Origin of the sequence: Bradyrhizobium sp. KB893862 SZCCT0404 (genome assembly GCF_018130885.1) — a bacterium.
In the GTDB taxonomy this organism is placed as follows: Bacteria; Pseudomonadota; Alphaproteobacteria; order Rhizobiales; family Xanthobacteraceae; genus Bradyrhizobium; species Bradyrhizobium stylosanthis.
Map to the genome: position 1 here is coordinate 240,095 of NZ_JAFCLT010000002.1, position 15,136 is coordinate 255,230.

11 protein-coding genes and 1 pseudogene are annotated in these 15,136 nt (G+C 64.7%); 6 read left to right on the top strand and 6 right to left on the bottom strand.

Annotation, left to right across the window (positions count from 1 at the left end; all coding sequences use genetic code 11):
* The first annotated feature begins 79 nt into the window (after positions 1-79).
* Positions 80-2,455 carry a type II secretion system secretin GspD gene (gene gspD, locus JQ617_RS09930; RefSeq protein ID WP_212026172.1) on the top strand — a complete coding sequence of 792 codons (2,376 nt, stop codon included), beginning with the start codon at positions 80-82 and terminating at the stop codon, positions 2,453-2,455.
* 4 nt (positions 2,456-2,459) lie between these two features.
* Positions 2,460-3,056: a prepilin peptidase gene (locus JQ617_RS09935; protein WP_212026173.1), complete on the top strand. Its 597-nt coding sequence runs from the start codon at positions 2,460-2,462 to the stop codon at positions 3,054-3,056.
* A gap of 220 nt (positions 3,057-3,276) precedes the next feature.
* On the opposite strand, the gene JQ617_RS09940 is transcribed toward JQ617_RS09935, so the two are convergent.
* Together JQ617_RS09940 and JQ617_RS09945 are read right to left on the bottom strand one after the other, a co-directional pair.
* Positions 3,277-3,741 carry a tetratricopeptide repeat protein gene (locus JQ617_RS09940; RefSeq protein WP_249157006.1) on the bottom strand — a complete coding sequence of 155 codons (465 nt, stop codon included), beginning with the start codon at positions 3,739-3,741 and terminating at the stop codon, positions 3,277-3,279.
* A 142-nt stretch (positions 3,742-3,883) separates the two neighbouring features.
* Positions 3,884-4,129: pseudogene (locus JQ617_RS09945) on the bottom strand (tripartite tricarboxylate transporter substrate binding protein); the annotation flags it as partial.
* A gap of 773 nt (positions 4,130-4,902) precedes the next feature.
* Between JQ617_RS09945 and JQ617_RS09950 the strand changes: the two are divergent.
* The gene (locus JQ617_RS09950; protein WP_212026175.1) at positions 4,903-5,547 is read left to right on the top strand and encodes a hypothetical protein; all 645 of its coding nucleotides are present in this window, start codon (positions 4,903-4,905) and stop codon (positions 5,545-5,547) included.
* A 36-nt stretch (positions 5,548-5,583) separates the two neighbouring features.
* Here JQ617_RS09950 and JQ617_RS09955 read toward each other — a convergent pair whose 3' ends face one another.
* The 4 genes from JQ617_RS09955 to JQ617_RS09970 all read right to left on the bottom strand — a co-directional run bounded on the left by JQ617_RS09955 (position 5,584) and on the right by JQ617_RS09970 (position 10,378).
* Positions 5,584-6,381 carry an enoyl-CoA hydratase/isomerase family protein gene (locus JQ617_RS09955; RefSeq protein WP_212026176.1) on the bottom strand — a complete coding sequence of 266 codons (798 nt, stop codon included), beginning with the start codon at positions 6,379-6,381 and terminating at the stop codon, positions 5,584-5,586.
* A 47-nt stretch (positions 6,382-6,428) separates the two neighbouring features.
* Positions 6,429-7,628 carry a pyridoxal-phosphate-dependent aminotransferase family protein gene (locus JQ617_RS09960; RefSeq protein WP_212026177.1) on the bottom strand — a complete coding sequence of 400 codons (1,200 nt, stop codon included), beginning with the start codon at positions 7,626-7,628 and terminating at the stop codon, positions 6,429-6,431.
* Between the two features lie 210 nt (positions 7,629-7,838).
* Complete coding sequence (locus JQ617_RS09965; RefSeq protein ID WP_212026178.1) at positions 7,839-9,122, bottom strand: MFS transporter; 1,284 nt, start codon at positions 9,120-9,122, stop codon at positions 7,839-7,841.
* A 53-nt stretch (positions 9,123-9,175) separates the two neighbouring features.
* Positions 9,176-10,378: a pyridoxal-phosphate-dependent aminotransferase family protein gene (locus tag JQ617_RS09970; protein ID WP_502754873.1), complete on the bottom strand. Its 1,203-nt coding sequence runs from the start codon at positions 10,376-10,378 to the stop codon at positions 9,176-9,178.
* 133 nt (positions 10,379-10,511) lie between these two features.
* Here JQ617_RS09970 and JQ617_RS09975 point away from each other — a divergent pair, with 133 nt between their 5' ends.
* The 3 genes from JQ617_RS09975 (at position 10,512) to JQ617_RS09985 (ending at position 14,761) form a co-directional block, all read left to right on the top strand.
* Positions 10,512-11,261: a GntR family transcriptional regulator gene (locus tag JQ617_RS09975; protein ID WP_212026180.1), complete on the top strand. Its 750-nt coding sequence runs from the start codon at positions 10,512-10,514 to the stop codon at positions 11,259-11,261.
* 103 nt (positions 11,262-11,364) lie between these two features.
* A complete protein-coding gene (locus tag JQ617_RS09980; protein WP_212026181.1) occupies positions 11,365-14,340 on the top strand; it encodes an FAD-binding and (Fe-S)-binding domain-containing protein in 2,976 nt (991 codons plus the stop codon).
* Complete coding sequence (locus JQ617_RS09985; protein ID WP_212026182.1) at positions 14,333-14,761, top strand: GlcG/HbpS family heme-binding protein; 429 nt, start codon at positions 14,333-14,335, stop codon at positions 14,759-14,761. The genes JQ617_RS09980 and JQ617_RS09985 overlap by 8 nt, the downstream gene beginning before the upstream one ends.
* The last annotated feature ends 375 nt before the right edge of the window (positions 14,762-15,136 follow it).

The following is a 15,136-nucleotide window of genomic DNA, read 5'->3' on the forward strand; positions in this document are numbered from 1 at the left end:
CCCTTTGCCCTTGACTTATTTCTTAGCAAAAACATAATCGTGGCGCAAACAATTGCGCGTCCGAACCGCGGGGGATCGGATGCAATCTCCCATCACTCCTAGCGTTGGCAGGCGTATTTTGTTCGAGGTGGTCCAGCCGCTTTTGCGACTCCGCTCCGCGTTGCCTGGAACGCTCGTCCTGCTGTCATCTGCCTTCCTGCTCGGCGCGTGCATCGTCACCGCCGACCAGTCGGTCGAGGCCGATCCGAAGGATCCGCGTGCCCAGGACATCGCTGACAAGATCCGCTTGCTCGACCTGCAGCCTCGACAACCTGCGGATGCGGGCGCTGGCGGCATAGCCCAGTCGAAACCGTCCAAGCCTGCGATCTATCTCAGCGATGGTGCACCACAAGGCGGCGCGCTGGCCGAGCGCGACGATGGCGGCGGCAGCGGCTACGACCTCAACTTCGAGAATGCGCCGGTCGCGTCCGTCGCAAAGGTCATCCTTGGTGACGTATTGAACGTCGGCTACACGATCGACCCGCGCGTGCAGGGCACCGTGACGCTGGCTTCGGTGCGGCCCGTGCCCAAGGCGGACGCGCTCTATGTGCTGGAGAACGCGCTGCGCATGTCCGGTGTCGCGCTGGTCCGCGACCGCAGCGGCTATCGCCTGCTCCCCGCTCCGGAAGCCGGTCCCGGCGGCGTCGATCGTTCGGTGAATGCGGCCGCCGGTCAGGGCATCACGGTGGTGCCGCTGCGCTATGTCTCGTCGCAGAACATCTTCAAGCTGCTCGACGCCTTCGGCGTGAAGGCCTCGACCATGCGTGTCGACAACGCCCGCAACACGCTGATCGTCAGCGGCAGCGGCAGCGACCGCGCGACCGCGGTCGACACCATCCTCTCCTTCGACGCGGACTGGATGCGCGGACAATCGGTCGGCATTTTCCCGGTTCGCAACTCCTCGCCGGAGCCCGTCATCACCGAGATCGAGAAGATCATGGATTCCGGTGAAGGCGGCATGAGCCAGAACGTGATTAAGTTCCAGCCGATCGCGCGGATGAACTCGATCCTAGTGGTGAGCCAGAAGCCGGAATATCTCAAGCGCGCGCAGACGTGGATCACGCGGCTCGATCGCTCAGACACCGAAGGGGTGAACCTGAAGGCCTATCCGCTGCGCTATGGCAATTCCAAGCTGATCGTCGCGCTGCTGAACGACATGCTGCTCAACCAGGGCTCGGCGAGCACCTCGACGCTCGACAACGCGACGAGCCAGATCTCGCCCGGCGCCGGGATGTCGACGACGACGTCCACCAATCCCGTGGCATCGCTGAGCGCACTGCCGACCGCTGCCGCGGGCGCGGCAACGCCAGTCACCGCGCCTGCGGGATCATCGCTCAGCGCCCGTCCCGCTCCGGCCGCCTCCGCAACTCCGGCGCAGGACAATGCGCTCGGCGGCCCCGCGGGCGGCGCGAAGCCTGGCCTCAACAGCATCCTGCAGAACGTGCGCATCACCGCCGACGTCACCAACAACGCTGTGCTCGTCTACGCCAACCAGGAAGCGCAGCGCATCGTCGAGCAGACCATCCGCCAGATCGACCGGCCGCAGCGCCAGATCGCGATCGAGGCGACGATCGCCGAGGTGACGCTGAACGACCAGCTAAACTACGGCGTGCAGTTCTTCCTGGCGAGCCAGAAGGGCTCGATCTCCAACACCATTTCGGGCATCAGCAACAGCGCCACGATCGGCAGCAACACCGAGGCGACGAGCAACGCGGTCAATGCCGCCGCCGGCGCCCTGCTCGGCCGCGCGCTGCCGGGCTTCAACTTCCTGATCGGCTCCGAGAACTCGCCGCGCGTCGTGCTCGACGCCCTACACGGCATCACCAACGTCAAGGTGCTGTCGAACCCGTCGCTGGTGGTGCTGGACAATCAGCCCGCAACCTTGCAGGTCGGCGACCAGGTGCCGTTCTCGACCGGCACCGCGACCGTGCTGACCGCCAACAACACCGTGGTCAACACCATCGACTACAAGAACACTGGCATCATCCTGCGCGTGCTGCCGCGCGCCAACGCCAACGGCAACGTCGTGCTCGACATCGAGCAGGAGATCTCGAGCGTCGCCGCCGGCAGCGCCAACTCGCTGACGCCGACGATCTCGCAGCGCCGGGTCAAGAGCTCGATCGCCGTGACGAGCGGACAGACCGTGCTGCTCGCCGGCCTGATCAGCGAGACCGAGAACAGGCAGCGCCAGGGCCTGCCGATCCTGGATTCCATCCCCGGCGTGGGCGATGCCTTCTCGCATCAGACCAATGCGCGCAGCCGCACTGAGCTGATCCTGTTCATCCGTCCGACCGTGATCAAGGACGGCGTCGATGCGCATGTCATCGCCGAGGAGATGCGCAGCAAGATGAACGGCCGCCTGGTCGGGACCAGCAATCCCGTGGTCACCGTGTCCCCGCCCGGGGCGGCACGCTGACCGCGTGATCAGACAGGTGGCGAACGACGGCACGGGCCCCTCGCTCGCGCTCGGCATCGCCCTGCTGCTGAGCGTGTTCGCAAGCCTCGTCACAGCGCCGGGCGCCGAAGGCCTGTATGGCGCGTTCCTGGCGCCCCTGATGCTGGCGATCGCGATCCACGATGCCCGACACTACCTCATTCCGAACGAGCTGACGGGCGCGGCTTTCGCGCTCGCCCTGCTGCGCGCCGCGGCGTTCGTGCCCGATATCGGCCTGGAGGCGCTGCTCTGGCCGCTCGTCCGCGCCGTCGTGGTGGCGGTGCCGCTGCTGCTGCTGATGGTGCTCTACCAGCGCTGGCGCGGCCGCGACGGGCTCGGGCTCGGCGACATCAAGCTCGGCGCGGTCTGCGGCGCCTGGCTCGACCTTGCGACCGTGCTCGCGGTGATCGAGCTGGCCGCCCTGCTCGCGATCGCCGCCTACGCCGCCAATGCTGCGTTGCGAAAGAGGCCGTTACGCGCGACCGCCTTCCTGCCGTTCGGGCTGTTCCTCGCGCCGGCGATCTGGATCGGCTGGCTGGGCGAGACCTGGTACGCCAACTGGCTCGGCGGCTGGCCCGGCTAAGGCATGACCCCTGCTAACACAAAGTGTGAAAACAACCCATGCATAGTAGACGGGGCAGCTGGATCAATGGCTTGAGGGCGGCCGCGAAGAAAATGCGACTTTTCCGAATTAATTTCGACCCGTCGGGCAAAACAGCAGTATTTTGTCGGCATGGGATTTTGCACCCGGCGCCCGACGGAGCGGCGAAAGCTCACCCGCCCGGCTGCAAGCCTGCCGCCGGTCAATGCTCGCGGCTCGGCGCCCATTCCAACGCCCGCAGGCGGGCCTGGGCGATCTCTCCGCGCGTCATCTTGGTGGTGACGGCATCGCGGATCCGGGCCCGCGCCTCGCGCGCCGACGGCGGCGCTGCGACGGTCGACAGGTTGAGCCATTTGGAGGCCTCGACGATGTTCTGGGGCACGCCGAAGCCGCGGTCGTAGAGCAGGCCCAGCGAATATTGGGCCCGGCTATCGCCCTGCTCCGCCGCGCGGCGGTACCACATCGCGGCTTCCGTATAGTTCTGCGGCACGCCCCGCCCGGTCTCGAACAGGAAGCCGAGATAGGTCTGCGCCGCCGCATTGCCGCGCTCGGCGAGCGGAATGAAGGTCTGGGAGGCCCTTGCATAGTCCTGTCGCTGGAACGCGGAGACGCCCTGGCGGAGCGATTGGGCAGAGGCCGGCGTAGCGAGGCTGAGCGTCACAATCATCACTAGGGCGGCGGTGCTCCCCCATCCTGTCCATCGCGACCAGCCACGCGCCAATTCCTGGGGCACCGCCCGGCAAAATCCGAACTCGTCACTCCCGACGGTATCCATTTCAGCCGCTCTCCTTGCGCGCGTAGTCAGACTAGTCGCCCTCGCTGGACTTCATGTACATCAGCGCTTCAGCACCTGAGGCGCCGCCCTTGAGCGAGATGACCATGGGCTGCTTCATCAGATTGTTCTTCTGGATCGCGGCCTGCATCATCCGAGCCATCTGATCCGAGGCACCGCCCGCACCGGCCGCCACGACGATTTCGACCGGCTTTGCCGGTTCCCAACCGGCGAATGCCGGCGTGCCGCACAGCGTTATCGTCAGCGCCATCGCGGCTTTCATTCCATGACCCACGCGCGTCCTCCCCAAGTTCTTGCCTATGTTCTTGTTCGGATTGGAAATTCAGAAATGAATTCAGCGACCATTGTGCTGGCGAATTCGACCAAGTTCAAGCCATCCGACGTCATCCTCGTTATGACTTTGGAATGAGATCAAATGAGACAGGTCCCGCCTAACTGAGTTACAACCCACCGCAGGGCTCAGGGCCCGGGAAGTAATCGATGGCGCGGCCCGGACAGAATTCTTCAAAGGACCAACGCTTTGCCTAGGGGAATTCCAGAAAATTGAAAAGCGAAGAGTGATAATGAAGTGATGCCGCGTCTACTCTACATCAACGAAAAATTCGGTCACGACGCGACGATCATATTAGACAGCGGAGACGCCTGTTGGATCTCCGTTGGCAAGAAGGGCGTCTTGGTGCGCTCTCATAAGTACAGCTTCTGGGGTGGATTGTCGGGTAGCCTGCTTGGTCCGAAGCTCTATCAGGAACGGGACGTTTACCGCGCACTCAGTGTAGCCCAATCTATCACCGCGACGTTTCGGCCGGTTCCACAGATTCGGTGCAGCGACGTGATGCTCAAGGCATTCTGCACAGCTGTCTGGCACAGCTCTTCACCCGCACGCGTAAAGCACGTTTTGAATGACCCGGCTCGGCTGGACGAGTAATATTACCGACCGAAAGCCCGGCTCCGAGAGCGCATTTCTGCTTCGCCTGCGGTTGCAATTTTCCTTCCAATAATATTCCTGGGAATATGAGTACACGTCGAAAATTGAAGGTGGACAAGGACCACGAAAGAGCGCGGTGGAAAGTTGGGTGGGCAGTTCCCGCGCGAGCCGCTGGGGGCACTGCAAGGGCGGCCGCGCTATCGGTCGACGAGCGCAGGGAAATTGCGCGGAAGGCCGTCAAGGCCCGTTGGGCGAAACACTTACCGCAGGCGACGCATGAAGGCGTCATCCGGTTCGGAGACATCGAGGTAGAGGTTGCCGTCCTCGGCGACGGACAGCGCCTAGTGACTCAGAATGGGTTCATGGTGGGCTTAGGCCGTATTCGGACGGGCAAGGGACATCGGTATTTCAGGGCCCGTACCAATCTTCCTGGATTTTTGACGGTGCAGAATCTGAAGCCGTTCGTCACCGAAGACCTAGCTGCCCTAGCTAGCCAGATTGAATTCCGCACCAAACAAGGGCTAAAGACTTTCGGCTATGCAGCGAACTTCCTGCCAAAGGTCTGCGAGCTGTTTGAGCGTGCCCAACATGCCGGAGTCCTGAAGGACAACCAGCGTAACATCGCGAAATGCGCGCGAACAATTGCTGAGCAACTTCGACGTTCAGGTACGATGCGCCTTATCGATGAAGCGACAGGTTATAGAGACCTTGGAAAACAGATGTGTGGGTGCTTGGCGGCGCTAAGTGATTTCTAAGCGCCCTGCAATGACGGCTTTTTTGTCAATCTTCCGCTACTTGCCCTTCCAGACGGGCGTACGCTTGTTGAGGAAAGCGTCCATGCCCTCGCGGAAATCCTCGCTCATATAGGCTTTGAGGATCAGATCCTCGCCCTCCTCGCGCGACAGCGTGCGGCGGATGCGGCGCACCGCTTCCTTGGTCGCTTCCAGCGTGAGCGGGGCGTGGCTGGCGACGAGCTTCGCGGTCTCGTCCGCGCGGCGCTGCAACGTCTCGACGTCGGGCACGATCTCGTTGAGCAGGCCGAGCGACAACGCCTCCTGCGCCTCGACCAGACGCGCCTTGAAGATCAGATCCTTGGTACGCGCGGGACCGACCAGCGCGACGACGCGGCTGATGTTCGACATCGACAGGCAGTTGCCGAGCGTGCGCGCGATCGGAAAGCCCATCCGCGTCGTCTCGGTGCCGATGCGGATGTCGCAGCAAGCAGCGATCCCGGCGCCGCCGCCGGTGCAGGCGCCGGCGATCGCCGCGATCACGGGCACGCGGCACTGCTCGAGCGTGCCGAGCACGCGGTCGATCCGGGCCTCGTAGTCGAGCGCGTCCTGCGCGGTCTTGAAGGCACGGAACTGGGAGATGTCGGTGCCGGAGGCAAACGCCTTGTCGCCGGCTCCGGTCATGATCAGCGCCTTGATCGAACGGTCGGCGTTGATCTCCTGGCAGATCTCCGCCATGCGGTCATACATGGCGAAGGTCATGGCGTTGCGCGCCTGCGGGCGGTTGAAGGTGATCCGCGCGATGCCGTCCGTGACGGAGTAGAGCAGGTCTTCGTTGGCAGTCGTCGGTGCGTTCATCGCGCGCTCACTTTCTTCACTTCAGTCAGCTCAGGCCGCCTGAGCCTTCAAGCCACTTGGGCCTTGGTCATCGGCACCACGTCGCGTCCCTTGAGGACGTCCATGGCCGCCAAGACGCCGCCGCTCCGGTGCGGGATCTTTGCAAGATCCAGGCCCATCTCGACGCCGGCGAGCGTGCCCATCAGCATCAGATCGTTGAAATGGCCGATATGGCCGATGCGGAACACCTTGCCCTTGACCTTGTTCAGGCCGGTGCCGAGCGACATGTCGAAGTTTTCCAGCACCACCTTGCGGAAGGCGTCGGCGTCGTGGCCGTCAGGCACGCGCACGCCGGTCAGCGCCGGCGAATGCGCGGCGGGATCGATGCACTGCGTCTCCAGGCCCCAGACCTTGGCCGCGGCGCGCGTCGCCGCGCTGTGGCGCTTGTGGCGAGACCAGACATTCTCCAGCCCCTCCTCTTCCAGCATCTTCACTGCTTCGCGCAGGCCGTAGAGCAGGTTGGTCGCGGGCGTATAGGGGAAGGTGCCGAGCTTGTTGAAGGAGATGACTTCCTGCCAATCCCAATAGGAGCGCATGCCGGGGTTGGCCTTCGCGACCGCGAGCGCCTTCTCCGAGACGGCGTTGAAGCTGAGGCCGGGCGGCAGCATGAGGCCCTTCTGAGAACCTGCGACCGAGACGTCGATGCCCCAGGCATCGTGCTCATATTCCATCGAGCCGAGGCCGGAGATGGTGTCGACCATCAGCAGCGCCGGATGCTTGATGCGATCAAGCAGCTTGCGGACTTCGTGCGGCGGCGTGAGGCAGCCGGTCGAGGTCTCGTTGTGCACGACGCAGACCGCCTTGATGGCGTGCTGCTTGTCGGCGGTAAGGCGCTTCTCCATCTCGGCGAGGTCGGCACCATGGCGCCAGTCGCTCGGGATGAAATCGACGTCGATCTTGAACTTGTCTGCGATGCCGCGCCACAGCACGGCGAACTGGCCGGTCTCGCACATCAAGACCTTGTCGCCGGGGGCGAACACGTTGACCATCGCCGCTTCCCAGGCGCCGGTGCCGGACGAGGGGAAGATGATCACGGGCTGCTTGGTGCGGAACACCCGCTGCATCGCGGCAAGCACGGCGAAGCCGAGCTCGGCGAACTCCGGACCGCGATGGTCCAGCGTCGGCATGTCCATCGCCCGCAGCACGCGGTCGGGCACGTTGGTCGGTCCTGGAATCTGTAGGAAATGCCTTCCAGTATGCACGGTCATCGGCGTCCTTCCCGGTCTAGCCTTGGTTTTGATGGCCGCCGAATAGCACCATTTGACCGGCTTGTCCCCTCTCCTAAAGACGCCTCCCATGCATAAGCGGCGGGCCCCCGCCGGCCTCGCGGCCGGGGTGTATGGCATCACGGATTTGGGGCGCCGAAGCATCCCATTTCGTCATGGCCGGGCTTGTCCCGGCCATGACCGTGAACGCCCCTACTCCGCGGCCACCATCTTTCCGACCGCCCCTCCGTCCTCGGCCTCCGTGAACGGGCGTTCCGGGTGCATCAGGAAGGCCGAAAAGCCGCCCAGCAGCAGCAGGCCCATCGACATCAGGAACGGGAGGTACCAGTTGCCGGTCGCGTCGATCACGAAGCCCGCGACCAGCGGCGAGACGATGGCGGCGAAGGCCGAGCCGGTATTCATGAGTCCCGACGCGGTCCCGGAGTATTTCGGGGCGATGTCCATCGGAATCGACCACATCGGGCCGATCACGAGTTCGGCACAGAAGAAGCCCGCCGACAGGCACAGCGCGACGATCGTGATGTCGTGCACGAACAGGATCGGCAGCAGCGAGAGCAGCGCCCCCGTAAACCCCGCAACGGTGACGCTCAGCCGCGCCAGGCGGACATTGCCGGTGCGATCGAGGATCTTGTCCGAGAGCACGCCGCCCACGCTGTCGCCGACCACGCCCGCGAAGAACACGCCGGAGGCGAACAGCGCCGAGTTCTTGATGTCGAGATTGTAGTTGTTCTTGAAGAACAGCGGCAGCCAGTTGAGGTACAGCCACAGGCACCAGCCGTAGCAGAAGTAGGTCAGCGTCACCGGCCACATCCGCCCGAGCAGCGGACCCCACGGCACGCGCGGCCGCTCGCCGGTCGGGCGCGGCGGCAACGCTGCGAGCTCGGCCTCGGTGATGGAGGCGTGGTCCTTCGGCTCGTTGCGGAAGTACCAGACCCAGACGACGCCCCAGACGAGGCTGACGAAGCCAAGCACGACGAACGCACCGCGCCAGGTCAGCCACAGGATCAGCAGCGCCACCACCGGCGGCGTCACGGCATTGCCGAGCCGGGCGAAGGAATGGGTCAGGCCTTGCGCAAAGCCGCGGCGGTTGGCCGGCGTCCAGTACTGCATCGCGCGCGTCGCGGTCGGGAACGTCGCGCCCTCGCCGAAGCCAAGCGCGAAGCGGGCGACGAACAGCGTGGCAAGGCCGTTGACGAAGCCGGTCGAGATGGTCGCGACGGCCCAGACCATGCCGCACCAGAACAGCGTCTTGCGCGGCCCGAAGCGATCGCCGACCCAGCCGCCGATCACCTGAAACAGAAGGTAGGGATAGGCGAAGGCGGAGAAGACGAGGCCGAGCTGGGTGTTGGAGAGACCCAGCTCCTTCTGGATCTCGCTCGCGGCCGTGCCGATGTTCACCCGGTCGACATAGGTGATGAAATACATCGCGCAGAGCATCGCCAGCACGACATGTGTCGCCTTGAACCTCACTCCCATCTCCACCCTCCCTGAACGCCTTTTATGATTTCCGGCCGCGTGTCCCGCGCGGCTTACGTGCCGACGACTTTCAGATGCGGCGATGCATTGCCCTGCGGGCGTTGCTCCAGCAGCTTCATCGCGACATCGACGCCGCCTGAGCGATGCGGCACGCCGGCGACCGACAGACCCATCTCGACGCCGGTGAGCGCGCCGAGCAGCGTCAGCGCATTGCATTCGCCGAGATGGCCGATGCGGAAGACTTTTCCGGTGACCTTCGACAGGCCCGAGCCGAGCGACATGTTGTAGTTCTCGAGCACGACCTTGCGGAACTGATCAGCATCATGGCCGGGCGGCATCAGCACCGCGGTCAGCACCGGCGAGAATTCCGAAGGCTCCTGGCAGAGCACTTCGAGCCCCCAATGATTGACGGCCGCGCGCGTCGCGGCGGCAAGCCGCTGATGCCTTGCGAAGACGTTGGCGAGCCCATCCTCGAGCAGCATCGCGATCGCCTCGCGTAGGCCGTAGAGCAGGTTGGTCGCCGGCGTGTACGGGAAGAAGCCCTTGGCATTGGGCTTGAGCATCTCCTCCCAGTCGAAATAGGAGCGCGGCATCTTGTTGGTCTTGGACGCGGCCAGCGCCTTCTCGGAGATCGCATTGAAGCCGAGGCCGGGCGGCAGCATGAAGCCCTTCTGCGAGCAGCTCACGCTGACGTCGACCTTCCACTCGTCGTGGCGGTAGTCGACCGACCCGAGCGAGGAGATGGTGTCCACCATCAGCAGCGCCGGATGTCCCGTGCGGTCGATCGCGGCGCGGATCTCGGCGATACGGCTGGTCGCCCCCGTCGAGGTCTCGTTGTGCACGACCATCACGGCCTTGATCGCGCGCGCCTTGTCCTCGGCGAGCTTTGCTTCGATCACGGCAGGATCGGCGCCGCGGCGCCAGTCGCCGGGGACGAAGTCGACCTCGATGCCGAAGCGGGCCGCCATCTGCCGCCACAGCGTTGCGAAATGGCCGGTCTCGACCATCAGCACACGGTCGCCCGGCGACAGCGTGTTGACGATCGCAGCCTCCCAGGCCCCGGTCCCCGACGACGGGAAGATGATGACCGGGCCCTTGGTCTGGAAAATCTTCTGGCTGCCTTCGAGCACAATGCGGCCGAGCTCGCCGAACTCGGCGCTCCGATGGTCGATGACCGGCATGTCCATGGCGCGCAGGACGCGCTCGGGGACCGGGCTCGGGCCCGGAATCTGAAGGAAATGGCGTCCTTGATGCATGAAAACCTCCCTGTCGGCGGATCTTGACCGGCTCTGGAGATCATTTTGCATTCATTTTTTGTCCTTTCAATCAAAATTTGGTATTCGATTGTGAACATCGACGCGACCCAACGGGCAAACTATTGTGCTGCAAATGAAATCCACGATTCCCGATACTGGGGTTCCGATCGCCCCGCCGGCCGCAAATGGCGGCGACCGCCAGGAAAACCGTCACGAGACCTCGCTCCACGGCGAGATCCTGCTGCGGCTGCGCGACTACGTGGTCGAGGGCAACATTCCCGAGGGAGCACGTGTTCCCGAGCGGCAGCTCTGCGAGATGCTCGGCATCTCCCGCACGCCGCTGCGTGAAGCCCTCAAGGTGCTCGCCGCCGAGGGGCTGATCGACCTATTACCCAACCGCGGCGCACGGGTGCGCCAGCTCAGCCAGCGCGACCTCGAAGAGCTGTTCGACGTCATGGCGGGACTGGAGAGCCTCGCCGGGCGCCTGGCCTGCGAAGCCATAACGGATGCGGAAATCACCGCGATCGAGCAGCTGCATTACGAGATGTACGGCCACTATTTGCATCGCGACATGCACGGCTATTTCCAGACCAACCAGCGCATTCACGAGAGCATCGTCGCGGCCGCGCGGAACGAGACACTGAAGACCGCCTACACCAACTTCGCAGGGAGAATCCGCCGGGTCCGCTACTCCGCCAATTTTGCCCGCAAGCGGCAGCGCTGGGCGGAGGCGATGCGCGAGCACGAGGCCATCCTCGATGCCCTGCGCCGCCGCGCCGCCAGCGAGCTCAGCGACATCCTGTTCCAGCACCTGCGCAACAAGCGGACGGCCGCGATCGAGCACCTGACCGAGCCCCAAGAGGACACCACGGCCTCACCCTGAGGGTGGCCGGCTTGCTCATTTTGCATTCATAATATAATCGGTCGGGAACCAGAATGAATAACTCAGCAAGGCCAACCCTCGCTGGGGCAGTCCGGGATCAGGGATGACAAACGCCTCCTCGCTCGAACGGCGCCTGCGCGCGGAAATGACCGGCGACGTCCTGTTCGACGGTTTCAGCCGCGGCCGCTACGCCACCGACGCCTCGTTCTACCAGATCGTGCCCTCGGGCGTGGTCGTTCCCAAGACCATGAACGAAGCGCTGCGGGCCCTGGCGATCGCCCGCGACGAGGGCGTGAAGGTCACCCCGCGCGGCGGCGGCACCTCGCAATGCGGCCAGACGGTCAATGACGGCCTCGTGGTCGACCTCTCGAAACACCTTAACCGCATCCTGTCGCTCGACGTCGAGGGCCGGACCTGCGTGGTCGAACCCGGCATCGTGCTCGACGACCTCAACCGGCAGCTTAAAAAGCACGGCCTGTGGTTTCCGGTCGACGTCTCCACGGCTTCCCGCGCCACCATCGGCGGCATGGCCGGCAACAATTCCTGCGGCGGCCGCTCGCTCCGCTACGGCACCATGCGCGACAATACGCTGTCGATGGAGGCATCGCTCGCCGACGGCACGCTGAGCCGTTTCGGCGAGGTATCGCGCGATCTCTCCGACGTCGATGCGCCCGACAGCACCCGCGCCCTGTTCCGCGACATGCTCGATCTCGGCACGCGCGAGGCCGACGAGATCGCCGCACGCTTCCCGAAAGTGCAGCGCCGCGTCGGCGGCTACAATCTCGATGCCCTGGTGCCGCGCAATGCGCCGAACAACATGGCGCATCTGCTGGTCGGCTCGGAAGGCACCCTCGCCTTCACCACCAAGGTCGAGCTGAAGCTCTGGCCCGTGATCCGCAACAAGGCGCTCGGCGTCTGCCATTTCGGCAGCTTCTACGAGGCGATGGATGCGGCCCAGCATCTGGTCAAGCTGAAGCCGATCGCGGTCGAGCTGGTCGACCGCACCATGATCGCGCTCGGCCGCGACATCGCGATGTTCAAGCCGATCATCAATGCGGCGATCAAGGGCGACCCGGACGCCGTGCTTGTGGTCGAATTTGCCGAAGAGGACCAGGCGGACAATCTCGTACGCCTGAAGCAGCTCGGCGAGTTGATGGGCGATCTCGGCTTCGGCTGGAACAACGAGACGCGCAAATGGGGCGGCGTGGTGGAGATCACCGAGCCCGCGCTCCAGAGCGGCATCGCCGATTTTCGCGCCGCCGGCCTCAACGTCATGATGTCGATGAAGCAGGAGGGCAAGCCGGTCTCCTTCGTCGAGGACTGCGCCGTGCCGCTGCCCCACCTTGCCGACTACACCCAGCGGCTGGGCGAGGTGTTCGCGAAGCACGGCACCAGCGGCACGATGTACGCGCACGCCTCCGAGGGCTGCCTGCATGTCCGCCCGGTGCTGAATTTAAAGCTGGAGAAGGACGTCAAGGCGATGCGCGCCATCGCCGAAGAGACCTTCGCGCTGGTGCGCGAGTACAAGGGCTCGCATTCCGGCGAGCACGGCGACGGCCTGGTGCGCTCCGAATTCCACGAGACCATGTTCGGCGAACGTCTCGTCGCCGACTTCCGGGAGGTGAAGCACCGCTTCGATCCCGACGGCGTGCTCAATCCCGGCAAGATCGTCGATGCACCCAAAATGGACGATCGCTCGCTGTTCCGCTTCAAGCCGGACTATCGCGTCGGCGAGCTGAAGACGAAGCTCGACTGGTCGGCCTATCCCGGCGCCGGCGGCGGATTCCAGGGCGCGGTCGAGATGTGCAACAACAACGGCGCCTGCCGCAAGCTCGAGGGCGGCGTGATGTGCCCGTCCTATCGCGCGACGCGCGACGAGAAGGACGTCACGCGGGGCCGCGCCAACACCTTGCGCCTCGCGATTTCCGGTCAGCTTGGTCCCGATGCGCTCGCCTCCGACGAGATGATGGAGACTCTCAAGCTCTGCGTCTCCTGCAAGGCCTGCCGCCACGAATGCCCGACCGGCGTCGACATGGCCAAGATGAAGATCGAGGTGCTCGCGGCGCGCGCCGCGAGCCACGGTCTGACGCTGCGCGACCGCCTCGTCGGCTATCTTCCGCGCTATGCCGGCCTTGCGTCGCGCCTCGCGCCGCTGGCGAATTTGCGCAACCGCAGCCCGCTGCTGCGAAAGCTATTGGAGCGCTTTGCCGGCATCAGCGCGCGACGGGAGCTCCCCGCCTTCCGTAGCGACGTGTTCGTACCACCAGCAGAAGCAGTCGGACCCGAGGCCGGCCGCGAGGTCGTGCTGTTCGCCGACACGTTCAATCGCATCTATGAGCGCGAGAACCTCGAGGCCGCGCTCCGCGTGCTCGCGGCCGGCGGTTATCGCGTGCATCTGCCGAAGCCTGTGAGCGGCAGCCGGCCGCTGTGCTGCGGCCGCACGTTCCTCTCGGCCGGTCTCGTCGACGAGGCCAGGACCGAGCTCGACCGTCTCGTGGCCGCCTTCGCGCCCTTTGCGGCGCGCGGCGTGCCGATCGTCGGCCTCGAGCCGAGCTGCCTCCTGACGCTGCGCGACGAGCTCGCCTCGCTGCGCAAGGACAACGACGCCAAGGCGGTGGGCGCCCACGCCCTCACCTTCGAGGAATTTCTGGTGCGCGAGGCGGAGGCCGGACGACTGCAATTGCCGCTCGGCATCGTCGCCGAGAAGGCCGTCGTCCACGGCCACTGCCACCAGAAATCCTTCGGCGCCTTCAAGCCGGTCGAGCAGGTGCTGCGCCTCGTCCCCGGCCTGAAGGTCGAGACCATCGAGTCGAGCTGCTGCGGCATGGCCGGCGCCTTCGGCTATGGCGCGGACACGTACGATGCCTCGATCGAGATGGCCGAGCTGTCGCTACTGCCTGCCGTGCGGCGCGCGGACCCGAACACGCTGGTCGTTGCCGACGGCACGTCCTGCCGGCACCAGATCCATGATGGCGCCCAGCGCGAGGCGCTCCACGTCGCGCGCGTGCTGGCGATGAGCCTCGATCGCGCCGACACCAATTCCACTTCAACCGCTGCAAAGGAAACAAGCCATGGCTGACCTCACCCTCGACACCGCTCGAAAAATCCTCGACGCCGCCTTCGCAAAATCCACCGAGCTGAAGCTGAAGCCGCTGGTCGTCACCATCCTGGACGCGCGCGGCGTGCTCAAGATCGCCGCCGCCCAGGACGGCACCAGCCTGATGCGTGCTGAGATCGCGCACGGCAAAGCTTACGGCGCGCTGGCCATGGGCATGGGCTCGCGCGCGCTGTTCCAGCGGGCGCAGGAGCAGGCCTATTTCATCGACGCCGTGAACACGATCGCCAAGGGCGCGCTGGTACCGGTCCCCGGCGGCGTGCTGATCATGGACGGCGCGACGCTGCTGGGGGCTGTCGGAGTTTCCGGCGACACATCCGACAATGACGAAGCGTGTGCAGTCGCGGGCATCCAGGCCGCAGAGTTGAAAGCCATGGCTGGGTAGTCATGTCATTTCGTTCGAGCGCTGCGCACTCGAGGGAGATGCGGGGACAACGTCAATACCCCACCGCCCGAATGAAAAGACTGGCTTTTGCTACATCGGCGACAAGGCGGTCGACCGATCTGGGTCGCCGCACCAGCTGTCTATTGAGTCGGCGACGCGAACGATCGAATTCATCGCCCCAGTAAAGACGTGACGCGGTGCAGCCTCCGCCATCCCAAGAGGCTGACCGATAGCGCCGTGTTCACGCGCGGCACTGGCCTGAAAGTTGTCGGAATAGCGTGGGCTTGCTGGCAGTCTTCAGACGCCGATCGCCACGACGGAATATCGAGGAAAATTAACGATATCTTCACTTAAGGCTGGCGCACAGCCATAATT

Bases quoted from the DNA above. Each gene is read 5' to 3' on its own strand.
- JQ617_RS09960 (WP_212026177.1), bottom strand. From the start codon at position 7,628: ATGACCGTGCATACTGGAAGGCATTTCCTACAGATTCCAGGACCGACC.
- JQ617_RS09965 (WP_212026178.1), bottom strand. From the start codon at position 9,122: ATGGGAGTGAGGTTCAAGGCGACACATGTCGTGCTGGCGATGCTCTGC.
- JQ617_RS09980 (WP_212026181.1), top strand. From the start codon at position 11,365: ATGACAAACGCCTCCTCGCTCGAACGGCGCCTGCGCGCGGAAATGACC.
- JQ617_RS09975 (WP_212026180.1), top strand. From the start codon at position 10,512: ATGAAATCCACGATTCCCGATACTGGGGTTCCGATCGCCCCGCCGGCC.
- JQ617_RS09955 (WP_212026176.1), bottom strand. From the start codon at position 6,381: ATGAACGCACCGACGACTGCCAACGAAGACCTGCTCTACTCCGTCACG.
- JQ617_RS09970 (WP_502754873.1), bottom strand. From the start codon at position 10,378: ATGCATCAAGGACGCCATTTCCTTCAGATTCCGGGCCCGAGCCCGGTC.
- JQ617_RS09985 (WP_212026182.1), top strand. From the start codon at position 14,333: ATGGCTGACCTCACCCTCGACACCGCTCGAAAAATCCTCGACGCCGCC.
- gspD (WP_212026172.1), top strand. From the start codon at position 80: ATGCAATCTCCCATCACTCCTAGCGTTGGCAGGCGTATTTTGTTCGAG.
- JQ617_RS09940 (WP_249157006.1), bottom strand. From the start codon at position 3,741: ATGATTGTGACGCTCAGCCTCGCTACGCCGGCCTCTGCCCAATCGCTC.